The sequence below is a fragment of the Bradyrhizobium sp. AUGA SZCCT0182 genome (genome assembly GCF_018130185.1).
GTDB lineage: Bacteria > Pseudomonadota > Alphaproteobacteria > Rhizobiales > Xanthobacteraceae > Bradyrhizobium.
In genome coordinates, this window is the sequence record NZ_JAFCLY010000063.1 from 1 (window position 1) to 25,811 (window position 25,811).

A 25,811-nucleotide genomic window follows, 5' to 3' on the forward strand; every position below is an offset into this window, starting at 1 on the left:
GGCGGGAGGCCTGACGTTCAGTTCAACGTCATGCCGCTGTCGGTCGACAAACCCGGCGATCCTCTGCACCGCTATTCTGGATTCACGGCATCGGTTTGGCAGTGTCACGCCAAATCACGCGGACAGCTTGCGATCCGTTCGACCGATCCGTTCGAACAACCGCGCATTGAACCCAATTATTTTGCCGAGGACATCGATCGCAAAACAATCGTCGCAGGCCTGAACATCCTGCGCGACATTTACCGGCAGAAGTCGTTCCGCAATCTCTGGGACATCGAAATGGTCCCCGGGGACACGGCCAACAGCGATGCCGCCCTGTGGGATTTTGCACGTAAGACAGGCGGCACAGTGTTTCACTGCGTCGGTACCTGCCGGATGGGGAGCGACGATACATCGGTAGTCGATCCACAATTGCGGGTTCGGGGCGTCGAGAGACTGCGCGTGATCGATGCATCCGTGATGCCTCAGATCACATCGGCTAACACCAACGCCGCCAGTCTAATGATCGGAGAGCGCGGCGCTTGTGATGTCGTAACTGCAAGCCGGAGAGCGTGAGATGGAATTGATTTCCGACAGTCACGTCCCAAAATATGCGCAGATTGCCGACATCTTCCGGCAGCGTATCGCGCGGGGAATATGGGCGCAGGGCTTGCGGCTGCCGGCGAACGAGAACTTAGCCGCTGAATTCGGCGTCTCCCGCGTCACCATTCGCCAGGCTGTCGACCTGCTGGCTCGTGACGGCATTATCGAGGCTCGGCAAGGCCGTGGCACGTTTATCACCGGTACCTTGAAACAGGATCGCTGGCTCAAGGTCGAAACCACTCTGTCCGACCTTGCGGAGGTTTACCGCGACACTTCGCCTGAAATCATCAACATTTCGGAGAGCCGCACCGATGCGCCGCTGTTGCCCGAAGACGGCAAGGCAGCGACAAATTATGTCTTCATGCGGCGCGTGCACTCGCGAGACAAGCGGCCTTATTGCGTGATCTCAATCTATCTTGACGAGAAGGTGTTCAGGAAATCGCCAAGGCGCTTTCGCAAGGAGACGGTGATTCCGATCCTGAAGGATATGCGCGATCCGACTATCAGCAGCGCCCGTCAGACGCTGACGATTGGCACCGCCGATCTCGAAGTCGCGAAGTTGCTGCAAGTGCCCTTGAATTCGCCCGTTGCCGAGGTCCGGCGGGTATTTACAACCGCGGACCGAACAGTGATTTATTTGGGTGAGGTCACTTATCGCGGTGATTTCATCCGCATCGACATGGATTTGCGGCCGTGAAGGGTCTTTCATCGGAAGAACAGATCCCGACTTTGAGCGAGAGTCCGCTTCTGGTGCAAGCGGTCGTAATTTGCGCAACCGATTGACCGCGGATTTCCCTGTTACGCCCAGACGATACCCCTGTTCGTCAAATAAAATTCCCTGTTATTTAGCGCAGGGAATTCGTCTAAAAGGAGCTGCATTGCCGCACTTTGTGGCGGGTTGTCACGTCTCCGAGCCGCCGAAATCGCCAAATTCCCTGTAAAATTCCCTGTTTGCAGGGAATATTCCTGGAGACAGGTGCGATCAACACTGCGTCGCCAGCCACCCATTGTGAGATTCGGCCAGGCTTCCGAAGAGACGCGAGAATCGGCCGGAATCCCGGCTTTTCGCGCATTCGCCTTTGTCTCCAGACTCCCTGTTTGCCGAAGTTGAGAGAGAAATCGCCGAAAGTCTCCGGCCATATCCGCAAATATTCCCGTTTTGCGGAGACTATCGGCGGAGACCGGTTCGATCACCACTGCCGCCCCGACCGCGGCACTCGGTTTCGATCCGATCTCCGTTTTCAATTGCGAGGAATCGGCGATCTTTCGCCACGACTGCTGCACGAGAACTGCAGTCAATTTTCACCGATCTTCGATGAGTGTTTCGGAGAGCCAGAAGATATCGTTCAACCAGCTCAACCGGAACACCGGCTACCCGCATTGGCAACAAGGCTGGGGTAGAGCGCGGCATTGCCGTCTGCAGACCGATAGTCCAAGACAAGATTGCGCCCCTCGGCGTATCCAAGTTCTTCCAAACCGCGCCGCAAGGCAGCGAGGTTGGTCGTGTTGAGCTGCGCCGATGTCGGCTCGACCACTGCAATACGGTAAGTCCGGCGGGTCGGCTGTGCCTGTGCCGCGCGTTGTGGCGTTACTGACGTTGCGACAAGAGCTGCCAGAAATTCACGACGGTGCATGACCACCTCGATGCTGGATCGGGAATAATACCGGCTTCGGCCGGCCAGCCACTTCCGGTCTACCCCCGTCAACGGACATCGCCAGATCGGCCCGGCTCTTCCGCTTCGTGCCAAAACCGGACTTATGCGGCGCAGCAAACATCATCTCTATTCGATCACTTGGTCGGCGCGGGCGAGCAGCGCCGGTGGCACCGTGAGACCAAGCGCGTTGGCGGTCTTCAGATTGATTACCAACTCGAAGTGTGTCGGCTGCAAGACGGGCATCTCTGCCGGATTCGCGCCCTTCAGAATTTGACCGATGTAGTCCCCGGCCTGACGGTACATCCAACTGATGCTCGGACCGTAGCTTAGAAGGGCGCCAGCCGCCGCGATCTGCTGCACAAACCCCATGGTCAGGATCTTGTGCCTCAGCCCGAACGAAGCAATTGCCTCGCGCCGGTCCAACAGAATCGGATCGGTTCCGGTGATCAACGCTTCCGCCTTGGCGCTCAGCAGTTGCTCAAATGCGGCTTCCAATTCGGCTGCGTTTCTGGCGTTGACTGTGACCGTCTGCAGACCCAGCCTCTTCGCTCCTGCTTCTGCATCCGCTTCTTCGACTTTGACATTGGGATTCATCGGATTCATCAGCAACGCAATACGAGAAACCTTTGGTGCAATTTCGCCCAGCAATTCAACTCGCTTTGCGCCGAGCACATTCGGATTGAAAAGGATTCCCGTCACGTGCCGCCCGGGGCGGCTTATGGTTTCGATCAATCCATGACGGATTGGATCCCCACCAATCGTAAACACCACTGGTACGGCGCTGCTCGCTAGCTGCGCGGCACGCGCTGAGGCGACATCTCCCGTCGCGGCGATCACGGCTACGCCCATCGAGACAAGTTCAGCCGCAAGGCGAGGTAACTCGCTGTAGTCACCGCGAGCCCACCGTTCCTCAATCCGGACATTGCGACCCTCGACGAAGCCCGCCTTCGCCAGGCCTTCGCGAAATGAATCAGCATTGAAGCGATAGCTGTCCGGCGAGGCGCTGTTCAGGAAGCCCACCAATGGCAACTGTCGCTGCGCCAACGCGGCAAGAGGCAAAGCCGCCGCCGCAGCTCCAACGACCGCAATGAATTCCCGTCGTCTCATGTCCAGCCCCCGGGCTTAGGAGACGACATCGTATCTGCTCAAGCGATCACTTTGTAGAGCCGAAATCGGCTTCGCGATTGCAACATGAGATGCTGGCCGATGTCCGCTTTGGGTCAATCGCGTCGGTTTGACGGTCGGCAAACCACTTCCGGTCAACCCCGGTCAACGGACATCGCCAGATCAGCCGGGCTCTTCCGCTTCGTGCCAATTAGCAGACATGCCGACCTGAACAAGACATCAACGAGCGAAGCTATGAACGCCCCGCCAATGCTGTCTTGATCAGTGAGCTCGAAATACCCTTGCGGAGGCCCACCGAAGCTAAGCAGGATCGTGAGGTCAGCTTGGGCCGCTAATTTGTAGGAACAAAGCACTCTGGCTCTCGTTCGTATTGTGTACCGGAGGTTCACATGGATAGAGAAACCAAGCGCGAGTTTCTAATTGTGCTTCTAAGCGCCACGAGCGCCATTCCGCTCGCCACGGCAGTTGTTTTGGCCGTAAGTTACTAAGGCCCAAAATCGTCTGGCGGCGCCTTACTTCAGCGACGTGAAAAAGAGCTAGTGGACAGTTTGATTGGCAGCCTTCCGATGCCTAGGAATCGGCGGGTTCGGGGGGCATATTGAGTAGATGCCGCTCGGCACTAAGACCACGGTAGTCTTTGCCTGCCCCAAATGCAGTCGGGTTTACCGCGCCATGCAAGAGCGGCGTTCGCCCAGTCAATTGGGGATTTTCAAATGCTGGAATTGCAGTGCCGAGATTTACCGATGGTCCAGCTATTACGATTATTTGGACTGGAGCCAGGTTGAACCAAACGACCCGTCGGGAGATGGAAAATTAATAGACCCATCCCAAACGCCCCCCGCGACCCCAACCATCTCGCGAAGTCGATCATAGAGGAGGTTCGGCCTTGGTACTAATTAGGCGCCCGCTCTTCATTCCATCGCGACGAGTTTACTGCTGTCGAGCCGGCTGTTGTCACCCTGATAGGGGGCAACGACTGCGCTTGAGATAGTCTGCTTCAAAGTTCACGCCCGCCGGTTCATGCCGGCGGGTTTTTCTTTGCCCACGAAAACGGAGCCCTATACGAGGCTGACAGCGGCGAGAACAAGTTCGGCGCCGAATTCGCTCGATGCCAGCGCGATCAATGTTCCGGCACAGATGGCCAAAATAGCGGTGATTTTGAGAGTAATCACTTTGAAAATCCCCTGTCATTGGGGCGAGACCATTCCCGCCAGCCGGTAATCGGGGAAATACGCGGGGATCAGGTTGGCGTATGTGAGTCATAGCACACATGGCTCTGCACGGATTTGAACCGTGCACGCAGTTGGAACGACGTTCACGGTTGAGAACAGGATACTTGTCGCTCCAGTCGAGCCGTTGCGAGTGAACAACCGCCACGCGCTTGCCGTCCCGCTGAACGATCAGCCCGGTAGCCGTCGTGCTTGATCTCATGCAGCCAATTCTTGGAGGCCGGGACCTTGGTGGCGTCACCGGAGAGTTCGCTCCAGATGATCTTCAAGAGCGGGGAGAGGACCGCCGTACCTTGCTCGAGAAAATGGCGTCGGCCAGTCGTGAGCACGAATACATGTTCGCGAACGAATCCCAGAACCGTTTTGCGCGTGAATTCATTCGGCAAGGCCTTATAACGACTAAATCTCGACTGCACGGCAATTTGCTGGCCGACGTTGAGCAGTATTTTCAGACCCTGATATATTATCCGTTGATATGCACCGGGGTGGATAACGCTATCGTTTCCGCCGCGATCCTTCGTGAAGTAGTCGAGCCATTGAGCATCAAGTACAGCGCAAATCAAGCAAGCACCAAGACGATAATGAACGCGCTGGGGGCCGGAATCGGCGGGCGACGGCGGCGATGCGGGGGCGGCGCGCTCCCGAGAACGTGTTTCCGGCGCGAGCAAAAAGAAACCGCCGCACGGAGGCGTCGCGCGTGCGGCCGGAAGGGAGCCGAGGCCCCCGATGCGCGCTACGCCGACTCAGGTAAAGCGCAGGTGGAAATCGTCGATCGACCCCTCGATTGACTTTTGTTGTAGCGACATACGGTTGTCCGGTGCTGTGATTTCTGCGTGGCCCTTTGTGGTTCCGACCGTCCGGCCGCAGGTTTCAGCTTGTCGAGACGGCGCGCCAGATAAGGCAAAAGCATTTCGTGCTCAATGGTGAGGGCGTGGTGCTCGGTGTCGATGGCATTTCCGATTTCAACGCGCTGCACTCGCGCAAGCACGACGCCGGGGTGCAGTTCTATGCCTTCGACATGCTGGCCGGCGACGGCGACGACCACCGCAAGCTGCCGCTATCGATGCGAAAGACCAACCTTTGCGGCTGTTGGCGCGGCGCGCCGAGGGCATTTTTGTCGCGCCCCTTCGAACAGGTTGACGTCGGCACCGACCTATTCCGGGCCGCGTGCGGCATGGGCCTGGAAGGGCTCGTCAGCAAGCATCGTGAGCGCGCGTATCGCGCTGGCCGGTCGCCACACTGGATCAAGGTCAAGAACCGCCGGCACCAGGCGACGAGCCGCGAGTTTTGACTTCCGCGGCGGCCTCGGTGAGCGACCGCACCGGGCGCAAAATGTGCTCGACGGATTGCCGCTTATAAGCGCCAATGCCTGGATTGGCGCGGGCCCCGCTCCATCCGGGAGCTGGAAAGTGAGCTGTTGTAAAAACGCGGGTCTGGTTTTCCCGGGTTCGTCGCGCCGCGACCGTTGACAGGACTCGAACAGGGGTTACCGTGGACAAGTGAGGCCCGCCGCCCCAGGTCACCCCAGAGCGGCGGTCTCGCTACCAGGTCTGCGATAATCGAAGCCGTCCTCGCTCACAACGAGGGCGGCTTTTCGCAGACCCTGCCCGCCGAACATGACGAAGCAGTTCAAAGTAGCGTGAGGCATTCGAGGGGGGACCGCAAGGTGGCGCGGTCGTGAACCCACACCCGGAAATACGCATAACACGAAGGCGTGAATACGAGGCGGCACATAGCCGGGTTTCGGGTCGGTCGCCGACGGTTCGGGTGCGGGTTGCCGGCGGTGGCACCGCATTTCATCCGGGTACGCCGCATCAACGGCGCGTGAGGTGTGGGGTGGTTCACACTTAAGAACGGCGAGTTCATTTACACGATGCCGTGGTCCCGAGAGATAGCAATGCCGCTATTCAACCAGTTAACTTGGCGAGGAATTGGCGCCACGCTGGCGCTCATATTGGTCGCGCTCGCGTTCGCGGTTGTTGGTTATGCGGAATGGTCATCGCAGACCGCGTTTGACGACTTTCTAACCGCGAGCACGCCTTCGTTGTCTGATCAAAACCAGTCCGCCGACACGCCGATCCCGCCTAATAAGGCGCAACCGAGCTGCTACCGGAACAAAGGGGCGTGGCCAGCTGCGTCCCAGTGACTTCCGTTCGACGCGATCGCTATCCCGCCTAACCAGGCGCGGTTGCCGGCGGTTCGGTGGCGCGAAAAGGCTCGCAACCGGATTTCGTAGGCTTGCCGCGGCCGACGTCGCTTACTGCTTGCCGGCCAAACAGACTAGCAGATCAGGACATCCTCTGGAAGGTGACCGCGGCACATCGCTTACCCTCAACATTGCAGTCGTTGTGAAGCATCGCCAAAAGCCAATTATGGGCTGACTGTCTGGGGGAGGGGGTAAGTCGGCCATTGCGAGCCAAGATCGCAGTGATAGTTGACGGCGCGGGCACGACTGCGGCACCCAAAAATTCAAGATGTGAAGCAATTCTTCGACCGCCCCACCGAGGTGATCCGCTCGTACGGACAAGGACAGCCAGTTCGGCTGCGTCGCTTGGCAGATTCGGTCATGGCTGAACCCTTGGCCTCGGGATCACAGGACCGTCACGCCGTGCTGTAGCGGGAGACAGGCTCAATATAGTCTCGGTGCAACGCCGTTGGCGACTTGCAGCCATCGAAAATCACACGGATGGTGCATGGATATTGGCCGCCACCAACGATCACTCCGCCCTTGGCAGCTAGACGCGGGCATCGAGCCGCCCCAAGAGTACTCATCTTGAAACGATCACCAATCGCAATTTCAATCTGATCACGAATCATGGGGTAACTTTCCACCGCAACCAACTCGGTGACAAGCCGTCCAGCCTTGCTTGGGCCTAAAAGAACGGCCCCCCCTCAACGTGCATTGGAACGCCACTGGCTGGACACCAGGGCGGAGAGAGCGATGCGTGATTCACCAACTCATACACGAGCCCCTATCTCCCTTTTCCGCAGTGCGATATCATCGACGCATTGAAGTCTGGGAGGGCGCATGAGGAGACGGGAGTTCTGCCGCCCGCATTGCTTGCCCAAGCTGACGAGGTGATCGAATGACTTTGTTGACTCCGGTCTGTCGTACCTGCCGTGTACGCATTTGGACGCAAAGCAGACCTAACGATAGCGTGCGACCGTACCCTGTTGAGAGCACTCTAACGCGCATATCCGAGCCAATCGCCCCCACCAGCCCAGCCATCCCCGGCAAAGACCTTGTCGGGCCTGCTTGGAATGTCGGCTGGCTTCTTGTCTGATCCACAGTATGCTTTCCATTCGGCCCAAGATTTTAATCCGAGGCCCCGAACGAAGATGCGAGCATTTTGGAAGGGCCGATATTGCCGCAAGCGGGGGGCGACCCCCGTACCTAGCCAATCACCCAATCCGAGCCAACCGTGGTCAGCATAAACTTCCTGAGGGCTATACGGAATGTCGGATGGCCGCTTCCCAGATTTGCAATAAGCAATCCAGTCCGCCTGTGACTTCAAGCCAAGATTGCGAGCAAATGCCCGGGCGACTTTGAATGATTGATATACGCGATTTCTTGTGGATGTCGTGTTAGTGCCCAGCCAATCGCCATAAGATATCCAACCGCTGTCAACATAGGCTTGGGCTGGTTTTGCAGGAATGTCCCATGGTTTGGAACCCGACAAGCAGAATGACGTCCACTCTTTGCTCGACTTCAATCCTAGACCGTGCACGAATGCGCGAGCATCCTTAAAGGCTCGATATTTTCGTAAGCGCGGAGCTTTTCCATTTCCGAGCCAATCACCCATTCCGACCCAGCCGTCGGTAGCATACGTGGTGTGAGGATTTGCTGGAATGTCACTCGGCCTCTTGCCTGATTTTCGGTATGCGTACCATTCGGTTGTCGACTTCAATTTTAGGTCGCGGACGAATGCCCTAGCTTGTTCAAAGGGTCGGTACTTTCGGACACGAGTTGAAGACGTCTCAGTTCCAAGCCAATCTCCAAAACCAGTCCACCCACTGTCAGCGTAAGTTCTGTGCGGATTAGATGGAATGGTCAGTGGAAGTTCACCAGACTTGCAATATTTGAACCATTCCGTTTGCGACTTTATGCCGAGCTTTCGCACTTTCGCACGGGCGGTCGTGAATGCCTCAAACCTGCGCATCCGATTTGAAATGTTGCCCGTGCCCAGCCAATCGCCCATTCCTTTCCACTGGCTCTTGTAAGTTCTGTGCGCATTGGAAGGAATGTCCGCAGGCAACTGTTCCGATTTAATATAATCTCGCCAATCGTCGCCAGTGCTCAGCCCTAGCTTACGAACGAACGCTCGCGCCTGCGAAAATGGACGATAGGTACGATCCCAATCAGATGCTCGCCCCGTGCCAACCCAATCACCAAAGCCGATCCAACCCGACTTTTCGTAAATCTCATTGGGAGCGGCTGGTATATCGGGCGGGCGGCTTTTTGAGGCTGCGTAAATGCGCCACAATTACGCTGATTGTAAATTCAAGCCCTGCACAAATTGCCTTGCATCTTCGAACTTCCTCCAATTGGCCCGACCAACGTTCTCCCAGACCCGTGTTGAAATGGCATCAGCAAAGTCACCGAGCTTCATTTTCATTCCGGCTGGGATGTCACCTTCAATCTCAACAATCTTGCCGCTGTAAACGCGCCCTTGTTCAATTGCTCTGAATTCGTCTGCGATGCGCTCATCTTGCGTTGAGAGCGCCGTGATGGTTTGAACAACCTGCTTGAACGCCGTCGTTTCTGCGAACTTCTCAAATTCCATTTTCTCGGGGACAACAAGCGGAACGACTATGTAACCGTATTCCTTCCCTTCGTAATGCCGCAAGGCACGCCCCGCCGCTTGAACGATGTCAACGCGGCTCTGCTTGGGATCGGCAAACATCACGCAGTCGATTGCTGGCACGTCGACGCCTTCGGTCAGGCAACGCGCATTGGTCATGAGAGCGCGTTTGTGAGCCACGAACTCTCGCAACAGGTCGCTGCGTTGCCCCGCTGTTTTCTTGCTGGAGATATGAAGATTGGTCGTCCTTGGACCTAAGGTGCTCATTCGATTGAGTGCATCTTGCTGTTCCCGAAACCGATCTGCTCCACGAATGCTCCGATGAAACGAAATTGCATGGTTCACCCCGTGCTTTTTGTAGGTCCGTTTGAGCGCAATCCCGGCAGCGATAGATTGCGCCTCAGCTTCATCTAGATCACGCGAGTTCAAATCGAGAATACGGTTCTCATCGATCAGCGCACGAACGTGACTGTCGCTGACCGTCATCGTCAGGATTTTGTAGTCGGTGATGATTCGTTGCTTGATAGCTTCCTTGAATGACAGTTGATAAAATCGCGCTCCATAGTCTTTTTCGTTGTCCATAGAAAGGACGTCGCTGCGTTCGCCTCGGAATACCCGCTCCGTCGCGGTCATGAAAACACGACGTTGTATTTTTATTTTCTTGTCGCTTAGGAGCGTTGCGAACGTCTTGGAGTGCACGCCCACGGTTTTGTGTGCTTCGTCGAGGATGGCGAGGTCAAACTGTATGCGAGCCTTCCGCGCCGCCGCAGCCAGCTTAACGCTGCTCTGATAGGTCGTGAATACGATCTTGGGTCCGCGAGAGCGGGCGCGAAGCAGCGCCGCGATTTCCTTAGTTTCTGTGTGAGTGGGTAGGCCTAGGTCATAGACTTCACCAACAAATTCATCACGCTCAAGGTTACCGACCGTCTCATCGCTGCAAACACATAGCCAATCTGGCTTAATACCGTGGGCGAGAAACTCGCGGGTCCAATCAGTGAGGCTCTGACGGACCAAGGCGAGGCTGGGCACGGCAACAAGAATGGTCTTTGCTTTCAGTGTCTCAGCGATCCAATAGGCAGTAAGGCTCTTACCAGTACCGCAGGGCATAATCAGGCGACCCCGCGCCTTGCGGTCGCGAACAAAATGAGTTCTTGCAGCGTCGACGGCAGCCCTTTGATGGGGTCTCGGGCGTCGCGGCTTTGGCGACCCGGTTCTACCCTTCAACCGTCCAACAATTAGTTTCCAAGAATCCTGATCGAGAGACTGCCAGCGGTCGAGGCCAATCTCTGTCGTGTTCCGCATCAGATGGCGTTTGCTTACTGGCTTCGATGCTGTGTGAGCAACGACAGCCAATGCGATGCTGCTGCAGGTATTGAAAGCCAAGCTGGTAAAGGTGCCCAACTCCTTTCGGGTGAGCGGTTTGTCGTGCTGGCTGCGGAATTTTGACTGTATTGCCCAATACTCGCCGTGGCGCGTGCGAGCTATGAAGTCGATCCCTTCATCGAGAATCGGAAGGGCGATCCGTTTGCGAACATTCGGAGGTACTTCATGAAGTCTCCAAACGTGTTCGAGTTCTGATTGATATTCGGGTGCAGTTTGAAGATAAAGCTGCGTAAGGCGTTCGAACGCCGCACCTTTGTCTCCCTGTGATGAGAGCTTTTTCGTCTGCTCCCAGAAATCGCTCCAACACGCGCACGACGCAATGAGACGATCAGCCCGATGCACTGAATGATCTTTCTTAAAAATCAACCCGAAGGCTGGGGAATCGAGTGATTGAAAGTGCCGTTTATGATGGCATACTGCAACTAACAATTCTTCGTATCGGCGGCGCGAAAGCGAACGTAACAAAGCGAAACGGGGGCCCATGAGCCACGATTTAGATGCGGTCGAAGCTGCACGATTACGGTTTCGACCCGCCAAAATCACGACGTTGTTCGTGGGCGAGTCCGCCCCGGTCAGCGGTGATTTTTTCTACCACGGCAACAACGCTATGCTGACTCACATGCGGCCGCGCCGCTATCTGAACGCCCCGCCAGCCCGAAAAACGCGCCCCTGACTCGCGCTGCGAGCGTGGCGGCCGGTTTAAGCCCCGTTGACCAACCCCGCGGACCGGACCAGCCTACACCGCCATGCGTAGCATGTTCGTCCAGGTGCCGATGATGTCAGGGCCCGCCGGCGTCCGGCGTGTCGAGGTGTCGGTGCCGCTGGTGCCGCAATTGCTCGACCAGGGGAAATATTACATGGAACCGAAACGCATCGATGACGAGACCGAGAAACGCCGGCACCGTCACCGCGGGCCGACATTGCGGTCGCTCGTCAAGCTGGCGCGGCAATGCGATAGCGCCGAGCAACTCGGTGAACAGTTGCGCCGGCGGTACCAGCGCCAGCGGCAGCGCGCCGGCCTGGCACCGGCCGGCCGCGGCGGTGCCGAGGCCGAACTCGACAGGTTGCTGGCGCAAGATTGAGGCGGTACCGCTTATGCTTGATGACGGCCTAAACCGTCGTTCCTGAAATCATCCGCCAAATCCTCGGAAAATCGTTCGAACTCTGACGCAACGACGAACGCCTTTGCGCCAACCTCGTCCGTCAACTTATCGCTGCCAAATAAACGCATGAACAATTCATTTTGCTGTTTTAGAAATACTTTCCACTCGGCCAGAACGGCGTCTGGATCAGCGGACGAACAGCACTGTTGAAGGATCAGTTTTCGTACCACCACATCCAAAACAACAGCGTTTGGATTATCTAAATCAATCATCACCACCCCCTTTGAAAAGAACAGCCTACCACGGTTCCCCACTGGACATGAATTCCCGACTTGAGCACGCCCCAGGCTTTCAGCGTCTCGACCACGTCGCGATAGTCGCTCGAACATAGGTAGCCGTGGCCGGCCGCCACCAGGTGCGAAACGATGTCGGCCTGGTGCTCGCCGAGCCGGCCGCGGCGCGATTTCAATTCGACAAAGCACACCTGGCCTTGCGGGCCGAAAAACACCAGGTCGGGAAAGCCGGCCGTAACGCCCATGCGTTTCAGCCGCGCCGCCGTCACCTGGTCGCGTTTCTCGCCGCTCGCAATGTGGGTGAAAATCCACCCCGGCATGATCCAGCGTTTGACGGTGTCGGCGACGGCGCAATGCAGTTGATATTCGCTCGCCGCCGGCGGTGCCTGGCCGCGTTGCCGGCGCGACTTGAACAGATGCAGTTGCCGCGCCGCGGTCACGTCTCGGTTTCCTTTTTGAAACGCTCGAACGCCGGCAGAAATTGGCGCGTAACTTCGAGCCGTCGGACAATTCCAGCACCAGCGTGTAGCCGATCACGTCCATCGCCTTGACGTGAACGCCAGGCTCGCCGCGCTCGCCCGGTTTTCCCCGCGCGCCTTTCGCGCCGAGCATCCAGCCAGGCCCCGGCAATGGGCCAGGATTGTCCTTGATGGCGCGCCATTCCGAGCCGTTGAACGCGACCACGTCCATCGCGAAATAGGTCGCGGTCGGATCATGCAAGCCTCGCGCTCGGCCGCCGGGTTGCTGGTGACGCGCCGCGCCGCCGGCGACGTTGCCGTAAGCGTCGAGCGGCTCGACGAGGTGCGCTTTGGCCGCCGGCATGATCGTTACCCGCCGACCGCGCGTAGCGGCGGCCTGGCTGCCGCCTGACAATGTTGCAGCCGGTCGTGCGCGTCGGCAAGCTCGCGGTGCAAATCGCGCATGAATGTGCGCATCGCGTCGCCGCGGCGGCCGGCATCGGCGTGCGCGGTCGCCGCCGCCAGGTCGGTGACGGCTTGCGCGAGCCAGGACAGCGGCAACACTTGGGCGGCCTGTTCATAGTTGCGTAGCAATTCAGTGACGGCGTCGCGCACGTCATCAGCCGAGGCCGAAACATCAGTTTTGTTTTTCATGCCCTTTCTTACCAGCCGGTGCCGGACATCCAGGCAACCGCGCCGGTTCGGCGCATCGACCAGTTGATGTCGAGGATGCAGCGCAATGACGTCGCCGCGATTTGGAACATGCTCGACATCGGCGACGCCGGCACGCCGGCACCTTGCGCGCCGGTGACGAGCGGCAACGGCGCGGCGCTTTCCATGTGCAAAACCGGATCACCGCTGGCCGCGATGTCGACCGGCCCGACCAGGTTCGCAAAAGCGTCGGCGTCGAGCGCAATCAGCATGCCGGCCGGCAATAGCGGTGCCGAGATGACCGCCATCCGTGGCATGTACGCGCCGAGGCTTGCGGCCTGGCGACCGGCGGCAATCAGCACCGGCTTTGACGCCGGCTGGATAGCGCCGACGAGCGCGCCGACGTCGGCCGCGGCTTTTTCGGTCGGCGTTCCGGCGGCAGCCGGCGGCAAGCCGGCGATGCCGTTGCGCAAGCCAGCCGGCCGGATGGCATCCGCCGCGACGGCATCGAGCAAAATCTGGTCGACGGCGAGCGACAAATCCTCGGTCAGCAATCGTTCAAGGCTGGTTTGCACATTGGCGGCCGACCCTTTCAACATCTCGCGCGTCACCGCGGTGATCGAGGCGGCCTTTTTCGTTTGCAAGTTCACCGCGCCGATCAAAAGCGCGCCGACCGTGATCGGTGCGCCTTCACCGAAAAACCCGCCTGATGGCACCGACGAATGCGACGGCGATTTGACCGCCGCACCATCGACCAGGTCGTAACTGACGGCGGAAAGCTCGCGCAATTGCCCGAACACGGACGGCCCGAGCAATGTGCCGGAAACATCCTCAACCACCGTCGCGACCAATTCGGCCGCCCATCCCGCGGTGTCGGTGCGCGCGGGCGCGACCGCGGCGCGCAATTGCACGTCGTGCGGCCAGTTTTGTTGCGCCACATCGGCCGGCTTGCGTCCCTCTGATTTCGCGACCAACCGGCAAGCGGCGATGCGTGCCACCAGCGAGCCGTCGCGGCGTGGCGCGCCGGTGCCCTCGAACAGCCTGGTGAATTTGTAATCGAGGTTACTGATCGCCGCGCGCGCATCTTTGCCGATGCGGCGGGCGTCTTTTGCGATGGTGATAAGGTCGTCGTCCATGTGGCAGCCCTTTCCGTTCGGCAACAATTGCCGCTGGGATTATCGGGCTTGCCCTTTGTTCGGAACGTGCAGCGCCGGTGATCAATCGGCCACGTCGCGGAACGGTTTGATTCTACGCCGCGGCGTCGCGCGAGTGCAAGCGACGAATTTGACCTTCAAACGCCTGGTGACACCAGACGTGAGCCGGCTTCCGATTTGTCGATCACGTCAAGGTTTTCGAGTTGGTGCGCGAGTGCTGTCCAGCTTCGTGAGATGTTCTTCAACACCGTGCATCGGCGTGCTGAATTGCTCGGATCGCTTGCCAGTGCTTTGTATTTCTCGGCATTTATTCGGCATTGTTCGACAGAAATCATTGGCCCCGTCCACTGGATGAACAAGTTCGATCCTCATCGAGACAGGGGCGGACGCTTGTCGAGACCTTTTTTCTCTTACCCTGGTTCGCTAGCGCGGCCCGTCCCTTTGCCGTGAGCACCATCTGGTAGCGGTGTTGCTTTTTAGTATTCGGCGGATCAGCGATTAGGCCGGCTCGCGCCAATGCCCATAATGGTTGGCTGCCGCATGGTCCGGTGAGCGTGAATTGCGTGCTGGTGTACGTTCGATACACCTCGCCTCGCGCCGCGGCTTGCAACGCGAGATATTGGGCCGTGGTCAAAAGATGAGTCCGCACCATAGGTCGTAGAGTACGGCAGATACTTGATGGGCGAAAATCCCCCGCTTGGGTTAAACAAAGTGCACACAACGCCGGCCGCTCGCCGCGCTGGATCAAGGTGAAGAACCGCAAGCATCCGGCATTCAGTCGGGTGATGGATTAAATGCCTTGGGCGTTGCGGTCAGCCAATCGGGCCACCGAATTGACTCGGTAGCCCGAATACCAAATGTTTCGCGCGATTACTTCGGCGGCCTTGGGGTCAAGCCTTTCAGCGTGCCGGTCATTTTCTTCAACCCATCCGCAATAAAAACTGTGTCGACCAGATATTGCACCACTATGCCAACTACAGCCCCCCTGGCGTCGCTGCCGCCCGAAACGCTGTTGAGATCGTCTAACGACAACTCGGTGCTAAGATTCGTGTTCATGGTCATGGTCCCTTGTTTGGCGGCGGGGCCAATCCCCTGACCGTGACCTGAGCATCTCAAATGGCCGGGTTAGGCGCTGTGATGTAGGTCACGCTGCAAATCCGGCCTTGACCGAACCCGCCGCAACCGCCGCCCAACCGCCCAATAAAGTGCGGGAACCCGCCATCGACCGCGAAAAACGAATTAAAAAACATACGCGAAATTAGGGCCGCCGCTCGCCTCGTCACGACGGGGAAAAAGCGACCCGCCCCCCCTGGCTCGGCAACCGTCACCATGAACGAATGAATGAAATGCATGCTTTTTCCCTTGTTCGCCTCATACGCGCGCGCGTGAGCTCGCTATATGGGACATTGGTGTTTTTCGTTCATTCGTTCATGCCCTCGATGTCCAGCGAGAATGCAGATTGGCCCGGTTCGCGGTCGTATTCGGTGCGGCAGCGCAATCCTTTGACCATCACCGACCGCATGGAAGGCCGGAACGTCATGTCGCCGAGCCGTTCGAGCCTTTTCTTGAACCCGCGGTTGGTGCCGGGCACTTCCTGGTTGGCCTCGCACCACTGCCGCCAATCGCCATAGAGCTCTTTCAGCAATTGGCTTGCGCTCGGGCCGCGGATGCAATTCTCGGCAATCCAGGCACCGATAATGTTCTCGTCGTCGAGATATTGCTCGGTGGCGACAGAAATCACCTCGGGCCGCACCGGGCCGTTGGCTTGCATGTCCAGCCAACCATCGACCATCCAGCGCAAGATGGCCGGATATTCGATTTCGAGTTTCTGTTTCAGGTCGCTATCGCTTTGCGCCGGCTTGAACGTGAACGGCACCAGATTGAGCCGCCGCGCGATGGCGTCGTCGACGGTGCGGATGGCCGGCTTTGCGTTGCCGACGAAACAGATTTTGAATTTCGGGCGGAATTCAAAAAAATCACATTTCATAAACCGCGCCGGGATCGAAACCTCGTTGCCGGTGAGTTGCTTGATTTTCGCGGTCGCCCAGGCGCGGCCTTCCTCGGTTTCCGAGGCGACGACCAGGCGCGCGTCGGCGAGGCGCGCAAGTTCGGTCGGATGAGCGTCGTGCTTCGTGGCGAGGAACATTCCTATTGGCGCGGTAACGGCGTAATTGCCCATGACAGAGGTGATTGTTTTCAGGAACACGCCTTTGCCGTTGCCGCCCGAGCCGTGGAAAAAATCGAAATCCTCGCGCGAGGTGTCGCCGGTGAGCCAATAGCCGGCGCGTTGTTGCAGGAAGCGTTGTAAGCTTTCGTCGCCGCGCGTGGCGTCGTTCAGGAAATTCAGCCATAGCGGGCACGGTGTGCCTGGCGCGGCGAGTCGCGACCCCGTCACCATGTTAATCATTTGCGCCGGCTTGGGCGGCAGCAACGCGCCGGTGCGCAAATCGACGACGCCGCCGGGTACGCCGAGCAACAGCGGGTCGGCATTCCAGGCACCGTGATCGCGCGCGAGGCGGCGGTCGGTGCGCACGGCCCGTTCGATGGCGGTGGCAACCCTGATGCGCGAGCCACCGAACTCGCGAACCAGTGCCCGCACGCAATCGAGCGCATATTCGTCGGTGTCGCGCTGCCAGATTTCGCCGGTCCAGCGAAACCACGCGCCTCGATCATGGTCATAAACGAACATTCCGTCGTAGCGATCTGCGAATTCGAGCGCGACCTGTTCCTCGCCGGTCGCCTCGGGCTTGTTGGTTTTCTGCCGTGCCTCGCGCCGGCGGCGGTTCGACAATGTCGTGACGCTTCCCACCGACGACCTCGTGGTGGGCGATCCGCGTTGTTGCTGCAGCGCCACCGCCGGGGGCAGACCCTCGATCTCATCGATCTCGGGCACCGCCATCTGGTGAAACAGCCGGCGCGCGTAGGGTGAAACTGATTCAAGATAGCGGCGTTGCGCTTCCGCATAGAGCGTACCAAACGCCAAAGATGACTTGCCGGATCCTGAGACGCCTGTGAATACCACAAGAGCGTTGCGAGGAATTTCAAGCGAGACGTTCTTTAGATTGTGCACACGGGCGCCAAAAACACGAACAAAGTCGCCCGCAGTACCATTTTTCAGCTTTTTTCGGTTGTTGACGGCGGCGTCCATTTTGTCCCTTCAGCACAAGCGAGGACAGGGTCCAACCCGTCCAAGAGGCTGGGAAAACCCTTCGGCACGGTGCAGGTTCCACAGACGGCATTTCAAAAAGCTCGCTGAAATGGTCGACGAGGCACGGAAGACCGGTTCGGCTAAGGGCGCTTGTCGGAGACAACTGCCCCCACTTCGTCCCGTCGGCATCGGAACTGCTCGTCGCTGTCCCCGACTACCCTATCGCGCTGGTCGCATGTCCGCGTCCCTGTCCAGAAACCTTGAAGCCCCTCGTCTTGCGACCCCCACACGGTCCCAACGATGATTTTGGAACGATTGCCATTTTTTCCCGTTACCGGCATGCTTCAACCCCTTGCCGTGCAGAAACATGAAGGACTTTGCGGATGCGTCATTTTCTCCGGAAGCGATCCAGATGATGGATATCGCGCTCCAGGATGCCATCAACGCACTTCCGGAGCCGGTCAGTTCACACATCATCCATCGCTTGGCGGAAACAATCCTTCGACTCGTCCGGGATGGCGAATGCGATCCACTCGCTTTGCAGCGGTTAGCGTTGCTTGAGCTCCAGATCGGGCCGGACAGTTGACTTTGGCGGAGGGACCTTGAGCAATTTTTGGGATAACGTCAGGCGCCAGATTGCCAGTACTCGCCATCCAACAATGATTTTGGCCGCAATAGCGACGTTTCTGGCTTGGGTGGTCACAGATCTGCTCAGAGCGACTCTTGGCTAACGGCTACTTTCACGCAATTCTCGAGGTCAGCGGTAACGTCGAACGTCGCGCTCATTTTTATCGGTTTGGCGTGGTTGAAAACTGTTGCCGGGAAACGGGGCGAACGAAGGTTCAAGAGCTGACCTAGTCAGCAATTCAAGGGAGGCCGGTAGAAGCGTTAGATGCACAGTCATTATTGGGTCAGAAGCGAAGAACTCCGAAGATGAGGAGAAGGACCACCGTAACGACGGCCGAGAGGATGAGCGAGCCAAAGCAGCCAATCCGGTTTGAAAAGAAGAAAAACATGTGACTTCGCCGAACCTCAAGCTGGAAACTATCGTCCCGGCCGCAACACGACCTTGATCACACCGTCCTTCTTGTCCCGGAACTTCTTATACATTTCCGGCGCGTCTTCGAGGCTCGCAGGATGCGTTACGACGAAGCTCGGGTCGATATCGCCAGCTTCAATGAGCTTCAGAAGCGGCTTCGTATAGGCCTGCACGTGGGTCTGGCCGGTCTTGATCGTCAGCCCCTTATTCATGGCTGCGCCGAGCGGTATTTTGTCGCCCATGCCTACGTAAACGCCGGGTATTGAGACCGTACCCGCCTTGCGGCAGCACATGATCGCCTCGCGGAGAACGTGAACCCTATCCGTCGCCAAAAATGCTGCAGCCTTCACTTTGTCAAGTACGGCGTCGGTCGCGCCGTGACCGGATGCCTCGCAGCCGACCGCGTCGATGCAGCTATCCGGGCCACGTTTGTTGGTCCGTTTCATGAGTTCGTCGTAGACATCGGTTTTCGAGAAATCGATAGTCTCGGCACCGCCGGCTTCTGCCATGGCCAGCCGCTCGGAGACTTCGTCGATTGCGATCACGCGTCCGGCTCCAAGCAGCAGCGCGGAGCGGATCGCGAACTGCCCTACAGGACCGCAGCCCCAGATTGCCACGGTGTCGCCCGGCTCAATCTGCGCGTTCACGGCGGCCATATAGCCGGTCGGGAAGATATCTGACAGGAACAGCGCCTGCTCGTCAGTCACGTTGTCCGGTACCTTAAGCGGCCCCACATCAGCCATCGGAACGCGGAGATACTCGGCCTGCCCGCCGGCGTATCCGCCCAGCATATGGCTGAAGCCGAATAGCCCAGCGGGCGATTGACCCATGGCTTTTGCGGCGATTTCGGCATTCGGATTGGTCCGGTCGCAGCACGAAAACAGGCCCTTCTGGCAGAACCAGCATTGGCCGCAGCTGATGGTGAAAGGGACGACGACGCGATCGCCGATCTCTAAATTTTTGACTTCGGACCCGAGTTCAATCACCTCGCCCATATTCTCATGGCCGAGGATATCCCCGCTTTCCATGGTCGGCTGATAGCCATCAAGGAGATGGAGGTCGGAGCCGCAAATTGCGCAGGCGGTAATCTTGATCACCGCATCTCGCGGGTGCTGAATCTTGGGATCGGGCACCGTGTCGACGCGAACGTCGCCTTTGCCGTGCCAACACAATGCGCGCATGGTCGTTCTCCATTGCGGAAACGGCATGCACAACCCTGGTCCATGTCGTCTGAGCGCAACCGGCTCATGCCCCAAACGTTCCAAATGTAGCAAGACGATTCACAGTCGCAACTTGACAGCGCGCCTCTTTAAGCAAGTCAAGACTAATCGCCGGCGGCCGCGCCGTTTGCCATCAACTGCTCCGACTTTATGCCCCGCGCCTTTGCTTTTAGAACCCCCAAGCGGCCCTCTATGGCTGACGACGACCGCCTAAGCATGAGCCCAATCGAGAGGACTGACTTCCCCGCCGCTCGCAACTCGAGAAGCCGCCGGTCGTCCTCCTGGGACCATTTCGTATTGCTTTTACGCGCCATTGATCGAGTCCAGTTGTACGGTGGATAGGATTCAGGGTCGTTAAAAAGGCTCCGGAATTGTCCGGTGCCTGACATACCTGCGCCCTTCGATCCGGTCCCGGTTCAACTTCGACGCTGATCCGCAAGCGTGTCAACGTGCGGACTGGACGTGCTGAAGCGTCTGAGCGTTTCTCGCAGGCTCGGTTCTAGCCGATCGCCCATCGGCGACGACTTTGGCACCTCCGACCCAAGCAAGAATATATGCGCGGTAAAATTACGACTAAGACGCCCGCCGCGCCGTTGCCCGAGCTGCGCTGTAGTTCGCAGACAGCAACCGATCAGACCATGGCCAACGTTAACATCACCGCCGTCAGGAGTTTCGCCAGTGCGAACATCCTGCCAAGCAAAATTTGGTATCCGCCCATAACGGCGAACAGCGCCCAACTAGCCCGATCGATACAATCGCATTTTCGGTGGAAAGGACGAGCGGTGCCGCGCAAGATACTCTGCCAACCGAAAAGTCGATGCTGCGGCAGACGTTGCCGGAGTTAAGCCGCCGTTGTTGCAGATAGTTCGTCGTGCTTTGTCTTCAGGCTGTCGACGTTCAAGCCCGTGGCCTCAATTGCCAATTTGATCGCTTCGCCGAGGTTGCTCGCGATCAGATCCGCCTTTGCTGCCTCGCGGAGCCGCTCCAACTCTGCCTGATCAATGTCCTTAAGCCAGCAGCACAGAATTATGGCTGCTTTCGGCAATTTTCGACGAAGACGTCGAACGGCATAGCGCATATGAGCGGGTCCAGTCCCATCCAAATAGACTAGGCATACTATCGAGACACCGTCTGTCTGGAGCCGAAAGATATTGGAGGTTGTCAGCGCTTCGGGTCCCTCGACGCGAGCCGCCAGCCCATGTGCAGAAGAAAGCTGCGCCAGCATAATGGCGGCGGCTTCATCAATTAAACTACGCCCACCCATGCATAAAATCGGACATTCGCTCTGCCATTCGCTTGGCAGATCCTCCTTGCTGACGATTGGCAGATTTGCGTTTGGCGCGTCTTCAGCCACGCTCTCCACCGCCGAGGTCGCTTCTGCGTCCGAAGTTGAGCGGACTTTTGGCGCCGGACGATCGTCCTGATCAGAAAGGTTGTTAGCAAACTCGATCGCCGCATCTCTAATTTTTGTCAAACGTTCCTGATCGAGAGCGCCGCGATCTGCATCAGCTTGAGCCAATTGCAAGCCCTTCAACGCTACTTCATCGTAATAGGAACTAAGGGATCTTTCCTTCAAGAACTCTTCCGCCTTATCGGAAGCTTCGGTTGGATCTCCCGCAAGCATCCGCTGATAGAAAATCTCAGGTGGGGAAAGCGCGGGCCGGTCACCAAACATTACGTCAAGAAATGCTAAGCGTTCCACATGCCGCCCGAGCACCACTAGGCAGACAGTTAAGGGAGTCGCCAACACTAGCCCGATTGGACCCCAAAGCGCGGTCCAAAACGTGGCAGACGCGACAACGGCCACTGGGGAAAGCCCGGTGCTGTGACCATAGACCATCGGCTCGATCACGTGCCCAACAATCGGCTCCACTATTAGAAAGAGGCCAAGAGTCCAGAGCAGCATCGACCACGTCGGATCCACGGCAACGGCAAGAGCCAATGGAAAGGCCGCGGCGATAGCTGCGCCGATGTAGGGCACGAATCGCAAAACAGCCGCTAAGATTCCCCAGAGGATGGCACTTGGAACACCTATGAACCATAGGCCAGCGCCAATGACTACGCCGAACGCTCCGTTCAATAGGAGTTGGATTAGGAAAAGCCGACTGAGGCGCCTGGCCGCGTCGTCGAGTGCTGCCGTTGTGCGTTGGAGGTCATGCGACCCTGCGAGCCGAATGAGCCGGTTACGGAGGTCTTCCCGTTGAAGCAAGATGAAAATCACAAAAATGATAATGATACCCGTCGTAGCGAGTGGGTGCAGGAGTGGCGAGATTAACGCCTGCAAACTTTCCAGAGCGCCTGGATCCGGTTGCCGCACCTCTACGGGCACTGGAGTAAGTGGCGCTTTGGGGTTGACTATCGTATTCGCACCGAGTGCGGACCCGGCGTCTTTCGGCTTATCGAGTTCTTTGCTCAAGTCCTTCAGCATCCCAGAGGCGCGTTCGAGTGTGCCCCGGCCAGCCGTGGTGTCTCGAAACAGCTGTATCTTCTCACTTATCGTAGATTGATAGCGCGGCAACTCACTAGCGAGTTGCGTTAATTGCGATGCAAGGAGGCTGCCTATTGCAAAGAGCAACGCAAAGGCAAGGACGACGACGCTTACGACCGCAATTGCGCGAGGAACGCGCGTTCGTTGAAGCAGTCCCACAAGGGGGGCCAGGACAAAACTAAGCAGAATTGCCAGCGCAATCGGGATGACGATGTCGCGTCCGAAATAGAGCGTCATCACGATGATTACAGCCAGAACCGCGGTTGCTACCGCACTTTGCAGTGCAATCAATTCCTCTGAGGTGCGCGCTTTGAATGGCTGATTGGCCATCTTGACCTCTGTTTAACGCCAGAAGACTGGTCCGGGCTTCGGACCGTCTTCTATCCCGCTGAACTTTTCCGATGAGACGGCCAGAACAATGTCTTTGATGGCTGACGTTACTGGGCCGGTTGTCGTTTGATGGACCATACGTCCGTTGCAAGAACTCCAATGAATACTGTGAGCCATGCGGGCCAATTGCCGGCCTTGATTCAAGAAAGTTGAGAAAGTGCTCTCTCTGCGGTGGGCTATGGTCATCGGGGCGCTCGACAGTGCATGCACGATATCCTGAAAGACCAGGGAGATGTTGCAGCGCAGGTTGAACGAGCAAAACTGTCCTTCGTTCCTGTGCCTGAGGGGCAATCGCGCGTTAGAAGAGATGAAAGAGGTGCGGCGTCCTAGGTCGGGGAAACGTTCTCGAACCGCCGCGTTTGTTCCCTGCTAGGCTACCGCATGATCCCATCGTGGCGGTCAGAATCAGTTACGTTGCTGCTACGCACTCTGGAGGGCGTACGTCATGGACACCGAGAAGAAATCGAGCGAACAGACTACGGAAGAGCCCAAGAAGGATATCGGCGAGATCGTTGGCGAATTGGTGGTCAGCGGAGCCACCGTGTTGGCTCACACAGCGGCCGAGGCCGTGGTCAAACGTGTGAGGAAAGCGACGGCGAAAACCGCCCCGGTAAAAGCCATAACAAAGGTCGTGAAGAAGGCAAAAAAGTCGTCCCGCGCATCAAAGGTCGCCAAGAGCAAAAATAGGTCCAAAGCGAAATCAGGTACGAAGATAGCCGGCAAGAAGGCTAGTAAGAAGGCTGGTAAGAAATCAGCCACTAAGAAAACGAAGAAGACGTCGAAAAAGTCAAAACGCTGAAGGAGAATGCTGTGGCTAAGAAGGCTAAGAAATCCGTTACCAAGCAGGTAGTCAAGGCCGCGAAGTCGATGGCTAAAAAGGCAAAGAAGGCTGTCAAGAAAATGATGCCCAAGAAGACAAAAAAGGCGAAGAAGAAGAAGTCCAAGCGCTGATGATCTGATGGATTGATTTAGAAAGTAACCGGGCGGCGTTTGGACAGGAGCAATCCTACGCCGCCCGACCTTGGAGGATTGTCTCCATGGCTAATCGAGGCCGCTTTTTTCGGAGATGGCTTGTTTTTCAAGGTGGCTTTCGGGTCATCTGACACTCTCTGCTCAAAGCGCGGACGTAAAATTTGCGCCTAATCGGCAGGCGCCTGCATGGTTGGGCTGCAATTGCCACGCTCTGCCATCGACTTTTAACTCCGGCGCAGCCAAGGCTGAGGCATGGCAAAACGGCACCGATCTCTCGCTCTTTTCATCGTTTTGGTTGTCGGTATCGGCTGGGCGGTCGGCGCTACCAACTTGCCGGGTGCATGGTATGCCGGGCTGCATAAGCCACCCTTCAATCCGCCAAATTGGATCTTCGCCCCAACCTGGACGGTCCTCTATGTGATGATCGCGGTGGCGGGGTGGCGAACCTATCTGCAAGACGATGCGACCGCTCTTCCAATGCAGTTCTGGCTAGCGCAAATGATCTTGAATTTTCTTTGGTCGCCAGTTTTCTTCACGCTTCACCATATGACGTTCGCCCTTGCAATTATCCTGACCCTATTGGCCGTCATTGTGAGTTTTATCTGGGTGCAATGGCATGAGAATCGAATGGCCGCTGCCTTGTTTATTCCCTATGCGGGTTGGGTCGCCTTCGCTTCCCTTCTCAACTATTCCCTTTACCGGCTCAACTGACGTCGCCTGGCCCGGAACTCGTGAGATTCCGAAAACTATGCCAGTAGAGTAATAATGGGCCGGTTGGACGTGAATATGAACGGCTGTTCAATAACTTACACCAATTTAATGTCGCACATCGGAACGTAAGATATGCGCATCAATTAGCACTCCACATGTAACTGGAGTGTTCAAATGAATAAGTTAGCTATCATATTTGCCGTCGGTGCAGCAGCGCTGCTCGGCGGTTCTGCCGCAAATGCTGCGGACAATACGGCGAAGGCGAAAGCGTCAACCGTCGTAACGCAGCCGTCTACCGACATCAGTTCTCAGCGTCGGCATCATCGTCACTACGGGCATCGTGCCTATCGTCCGTATTACGGCAACAGCTACGGCTATTACGCCCCCCGTCCCTACTATGGTGGCGGATACGGCGGCGGACCGTACTATGGCAGAGGCTATGGTTATGGTGGCCCGAGCGTTTCGTTCGGGTTCGGCGGTGGCCCGGGCTGGTACTAGAAATAAGAAGCCCGCAGCGATGCGGGCTTTTTCTTCCCCGAAAGAAGAACTCTGCGCGGCCAATCTCGTGCCACCGCCCCTAGCAGAGTTATAGGCGCGAACGTTTGATCTGCTGATGCATCCACTCGAACATGTTTTGATGCTGCGTATTCATGCAGTGTATCACGAACATTGGCAGCGTTATCCAAACTAAGTCTTCGAGCGCCGTCCCGTATCCTTATTGAGCGGGCTTTTTCGTTCCTTCCGTAGTCCTTCAGGCAGCGGGTAATTACCTTCGTCCGGTCCCGGCATCGGCTTGGGCCGTACGTCCGCGCCCCGCTGTGCCTTCTGGCTCGGCGTGGCGTTCTCTTTAACCTGATGGGGTGGAGGATTGCCCGCCTTGGTAACTGGGTCGTACGCGCCGCCGCGCCTGTCTGTAAAATCGCTCATAAGTATCTCCTTTGGCGCTTAACGGAGCGAAAGGGGCTTGGTCCTGTACTCACCGCGCGACGAAAAGCATAGAAGCGACGATCGAAATACCAATGAACAAAGTAGAGCCGATGAGCCACCAGGCATGCCCCAGCCCTGTAGCGCGCTGTCTTTTTTTTGTCGGGCGAATCTCGTGAGCGGCGGCCAATCGGACCTGCGCTGCGGTGTTAGGAACTCCACCGGCTTCATCGTCGGTTCCGAGGGGAGCGGCAGCGGGGTCCGTCGCGTCGACCTTGCCGCTGCCCTGGTCGATTGCAATGCGCAATTGCTCAGTAGTCTCTATCGGCTTTTTTGGGTCGACCTTGTGACCAGTTTGAGGGGAAGCAGTGGACGCTCGTTTATCCTGCATGGTGTCTGTCATGCACGACAACTAAGACATCGTCTAAAAGTTGCTCCAAGCCGTCCACGCCTCAACTGCGGCAAGAGCGGTAGTCGAGGTGCG

General features: G+C 57.5%; 27 protein-coding genes and 1 pseudogene. 11 read left to right on the forward strand and 17 right to left on the reverse strand.

Going from position 1 to position 25,811, the window contains the following annotated elements; genetic code table 11:
* Both JQ611_RS38215 and JQ611_RS38220 read left to right on the forward strand, forming a co-directional pair.
* Positions 1–555: GMC family oxidoreductase (locus JQ611_RS38215; RefSeq protein ID WP_249133794.1), on the forward strand; the 555-nt coding region annotated here is incomplete at its 5' end.
* A gap of 1 nt (position 556) precedes the next feature.
* Complete coding sequence (locus JQ611_RS38220) at positions 557–1,279, forward strand: GntR family transcriptional regulator (protein ID WP_212412397.1); 723 nt, start codon at positions 557–559, stop codon at positions 1,277–1,279.
* A gap of 101 nt (positions 1,280–1,380) precedes the next feature.
* On the opposite strand, the gene JQ611_RS38225 is transcribed toward JQ611_RS38220, so the two are convergent.
* From JQ611_RS38225 to JQ611_RS38235, 3 genes are all read right to left on the reverse strand, one after another.
* A complete protein-coding gene (locus JQ611_RS38225) occupies positions 1,381–1,881 on the reverse strand; it encodes a hypothetical protein (RefSeq protein ID WP_212468371.1) in 501 nt (166 codons plus the stop codon).
* Between the two features lie 56 nt (positions 1,882–1,937).
* Entirely contained in the window at positions 1,938–2,216 is a 279-nt protein-coding gene (locus JQ611_RS38230; RefSeq protein ID WP_212468372.1) for a hypothetical protein, read from the reverse strand.
* Positions 2,217–2,363: 147 nt separating this feature from the next.
* Positions 2,364–3,344: an ABC transporter substrate-binding protein gene (locus tag JQ611_RS38235; RefSeq protein WP_212468373.1), complete on the reverse strand. Its 981-nt coding sequence runs from the start codon at positions 3,342–3,344 to the stop codon at positions 2,364–2,366.
* Positions 3,345–4,779: 1,435 nt separating this feature from the next.
* On the opposite strand from JQ611_RS38235, the gene JQ611_RS38240 reads away from it, so the two are divergent.
* The 3 genes from JQ611_RS38240 to JQ611_RS38250 all read left to right on the forward strand — a co-directional run bounded on the left by JQ611_RS38240 (position 4,780) and on the right by JQ611_RS38250 (position 6,737).
* A complete protein-coding gene (locus JQ611_RS38240; RefSeq protein WP_212468374.1) occupies positions 4,780–5,379 on the forward strand; it encodes an ABC-three component system protein in 600 nt (199 codons plus the stop codon).
* A 53-nt stretch (positions 5,380–5,432) separates the two neighbouring features.
* A complete protein-coding gene (locus JQ611_RS38245) occupies positions 5,433–5,882 on the forward strand; it encodes a DNA ligase (protein WP_249133795.1) in 450 nt (149 codons plus the stop codon).
* Positions 5,883–6,488: 606 nt separating this feature from the next.
* Positions 6,489–6,737 carry a hypothetical protein gene (locus tag JQ611_RS38250; RefSeq protein WP_212468375.1) on the forward strand — a complete coding sequence of 83 codons (249 nt, stop codon included), beginning with the start codon at positions 6,489–6,491 and terminating at the stop codon, positions 6,735–6,737.
* Between the two features lie 455 nt (positions 6,738–7,192).
* On the opposite strand, the gene JQ611_RS38255 is transcribed toward JQ611_RS38250, so the two are convergent.
* Positions 7,193–7,408 carry a hypothetical protein gene (locus JQ611_RS38255; RefSeq protein ID WP_212468376.1) on the reverse strand — a complete coding sequence of 72 codons (216 nt, stop codon included), beginning with the start codon at positions 7,406–7,408 and terminating at the stop codon, positions 7,193–7,195.
* Between the two features lie 1,667 nt (positions 7,409–9,075).
* Complete coding sequence (locus JQ611_RS38260; protein ID WP_212468377.1) at positions 9,076–11,259, reverse strand: DEAD/DEAH box helicase family protein; 2,184 nt, start codon at positions 11,257–11,259, stop codon at positions 9,076–9,078.
* A 263-nt stretch (positions 11,260–11,522) separates the two neighbouring features.
* Between JQ611_RS38260 and JQ611_RS38265 the strand changes: the two genes are divergently transcribed.
* Entirely contained in the window at positions 11,523–11,858 is a 336-nt protein-coding gene (locus JQ611_RS38265) for a hypothetical protein (protein ID WP_212468378.1), read from the forward strand.
* Positions 11,859–11,869: 11 nt separating this feature from the next.
* On the opposite strand, the gene JQ611_RS38270 is transcribed toward JQ611_RS38265, so the two are convergent.
* The 8 genes and pseudogenes from JQ611_RS38270 to JQ611_RS42245 form a co-directional block, all read right to left on the reverse strand.
* Entirely contained in the window at positions 11,870–12,151 is a 282-nt protein-coding gene (locus tag JQ611_RS38270) for a hypothetical protein (RefSeq protein WP_212468379.1), read from the reverse strand.
* A complete protein-coding gene (locus tag JQ611_RS38275; RefSeq protein WP_212468380.1) occupies positions 12,151–12,612 on the reverse strand; it encodes a VRR-NUC domain-containing protein in 462 nt (153 codons plus the stop codon). Before JQ611_RS38275 ends, JQ611_RS38270 begins: the two co-directional genes overlap by 1 nt.
* Positions 12,613–12,999: 387 nt before the next feature.
* A complete protein-coding gene (locus tag JQ611_RS38280; RefSeq protein ID WP_212468382.1) occupies positions 13,000–13,284 on the reverse strand; it encodes a hypothetical protein in 285 nt (94 codons plus the stop codon).
* A gap of 8 nt (positions 13,285–13,292) precedes the next feature.
* Positions 13,293–14,417 carry a phage major capsid protein gene (locus tag JQ611_RS38285; protein WP_212468384.1) on the reverse strand — a complete coding sequence of 375 codons (1,125 nt, stop codon included), beginning with the start codon at positions 14,415–14,417 and terminating at the stop codon, positions 13,293–13,295.
* 155 nt (positions 14,418–14,572) lie between these two features.
* On the reverse strand, positions 14,573–14,770 hold the full coding sequence (locus tag JQ611_RS38290) for a hypothetical protein (RefSeq protein WP_212468385.1): 198 nt from the start codon (positions 14,768–14,770) through the stop codon (positions 14,573–14,575).
* Between the two features lie 535 nt (positions 14,771–15,305).
* Complete coding sequence (locus JQ611_RS38295; RefSeq protein ID WP_212386562.1) at positions 15,306–15,491, reverse strand: hypothetical protein; 186 nt, start codon at positions 15,489–15,491, stop codon at positions 15,306–15,308.
* A 364-nt stretch (positions 15,492–15,855) separates the two neighbouring features.
* Entirely contained in the window at positions 15,856–17,226 is a 1,371-nt protein-coding gene (locus JQ611_RS38300) for a phage/plasmid primase, P4 family (protein ID WP_283816799.1), read from the reverse strand.
* Positions 17,209–17,583, reverse strand: a pseudogene (locus JQ611_RS42245) (excinuclease ABC subunit A); the annotation flags it as partial. The pseudogene JQ611_RS42245 and the gene JQ611_RS38300, both read right to left, overlap by 18 nt.
* Positions 17,584–17,950: 367 nt before the next feature.
* Here JQ611_RS42245 and JQ611_RS38305 point away from each other — a divergent pair.
* Positions 17,951–18,169 (forward strand): hypothetical protein, encoded by a 219-nt coding sequence (locus JQ611_RS38305; protein WP_212387376.1) that lies wholly within the window; start codon positions 17,951–17,953, stop codon positions 18,167–18,169.
* A 458-nt stretch (positions 18,170–18,627) separates the two neighbouring features.
* On the opposite strand, the gene JQ611_RS38310 is transcribed toward JQ611_RS38305, so the two are convergent.
* Together JQ611_RS38310 and JQ611_RS38315 are read right to left on the reverse strand one after the other, a co-directional pair.
* Positions 18,628–19,803 carry a zinc-dependent alcohol dehydrogenase gene (locus tag JQ611_RS38310; protein ID WP_212468389.1) on the reverse strand — a complete coding sequence of 392 codons (1,176 nt, stop codon included), beginning with the start codon at positions 19,801–19,803 and terminating at the stop codon, positions 18,628–18,630.
* 880 nt (positions 19,804–20,683) lie between these two features.
* The gene (locus tag JQ611_RS38315) at positions 20,684–22,660 is read right to left on the reverse strand and encodes an AI-2E family transporter (RefSeq protein ID WP_212468390.1); all 1,977 of its coding nucleotides are present in this window, start codon (positions 22,658–22,660) and stop codon (positions 20,684–20,686) included.
* Positions 22,661–23,165: 505 nt separating this feature from the next.
* Between JQ611_RS38315 and JQ611_RS38320 the strand changes: the two genes are divergently transcribed.
* The 4 genes from JQ611_RS38320 (at position 23,166) to JQ611_RS38335 (ending at position 24,901) form a co-directional block, all read left to right on the forward strand.
* On the forward strand, positions 23,166–23,519 hold the full coding sequence (locus JQ611_RS38320; RefSeq protein ID WP_192740502.1) for a hypothetical protein: 354 nt from the start codon (positions 23,166–23,168) through the stop codon (positions 23,517–23,519).
* A gap of 11 nt (positions 23,520–23,530) precedes the next feature.
* Positions 23,531–23,671, forward strand: a complete 141-nt coding sequence (locus JQ611_RS38325; RefSeq protein ID WP_212468392.1) for a hypothetical protein — start codon at positions 23,531–23,533, stop codon at positions 23,669–23,671.
* Between the two features lie 273 nt (positions 23,672–23,944).
* Positions 23,945–24,403: a TspO/MBR family protein gene (locus JQ611_RS38330; protein WP_212468393.1), complete on the forward strand. Its 459-nt coding sequence runs from the start codon at positions 23,945–23,947 to the stop codon at positions 24,401–24,403.
* 174 nt (positions 24,404–24,577) lie between these two features.
* Entirely contained in the window at positions 24,578–24,901 is a 324-nt protein-coding gene (locus JQ611_RS38335; protein WP_212468394.1) for a hypothetical protein, read from the forward strand.
* Positions 24,902–25,090: 189 nt separating this feature from the next.
* Here the strand turns inward: JQ611_RS38335 and JQ611_RS38340 are convergent, their stop codons facing one another.
* Positions 25,091–25,330 (reverse strand): hypothetical protein, encoded by a 240-nt coding sequence (locus JQ611_RS38340; RefSeq protein WP_212468395.1) that lies wholly within the window; start codon positions 25,328–25,330, stop codon positions 25,091–25,093.
* 49 nt (positions 25,331–25,379) lie between these two features.
* Entirely contained in the window at positions 25,380–25,730 is a 351-nt protein-coding gene (locus JQ611_RS38345) for a hypothetical protein (protein ID WP_212468397.1), read from the reverse strand.
* Positions 25,731–25,811: the final 81 nt, after the last annotated feature.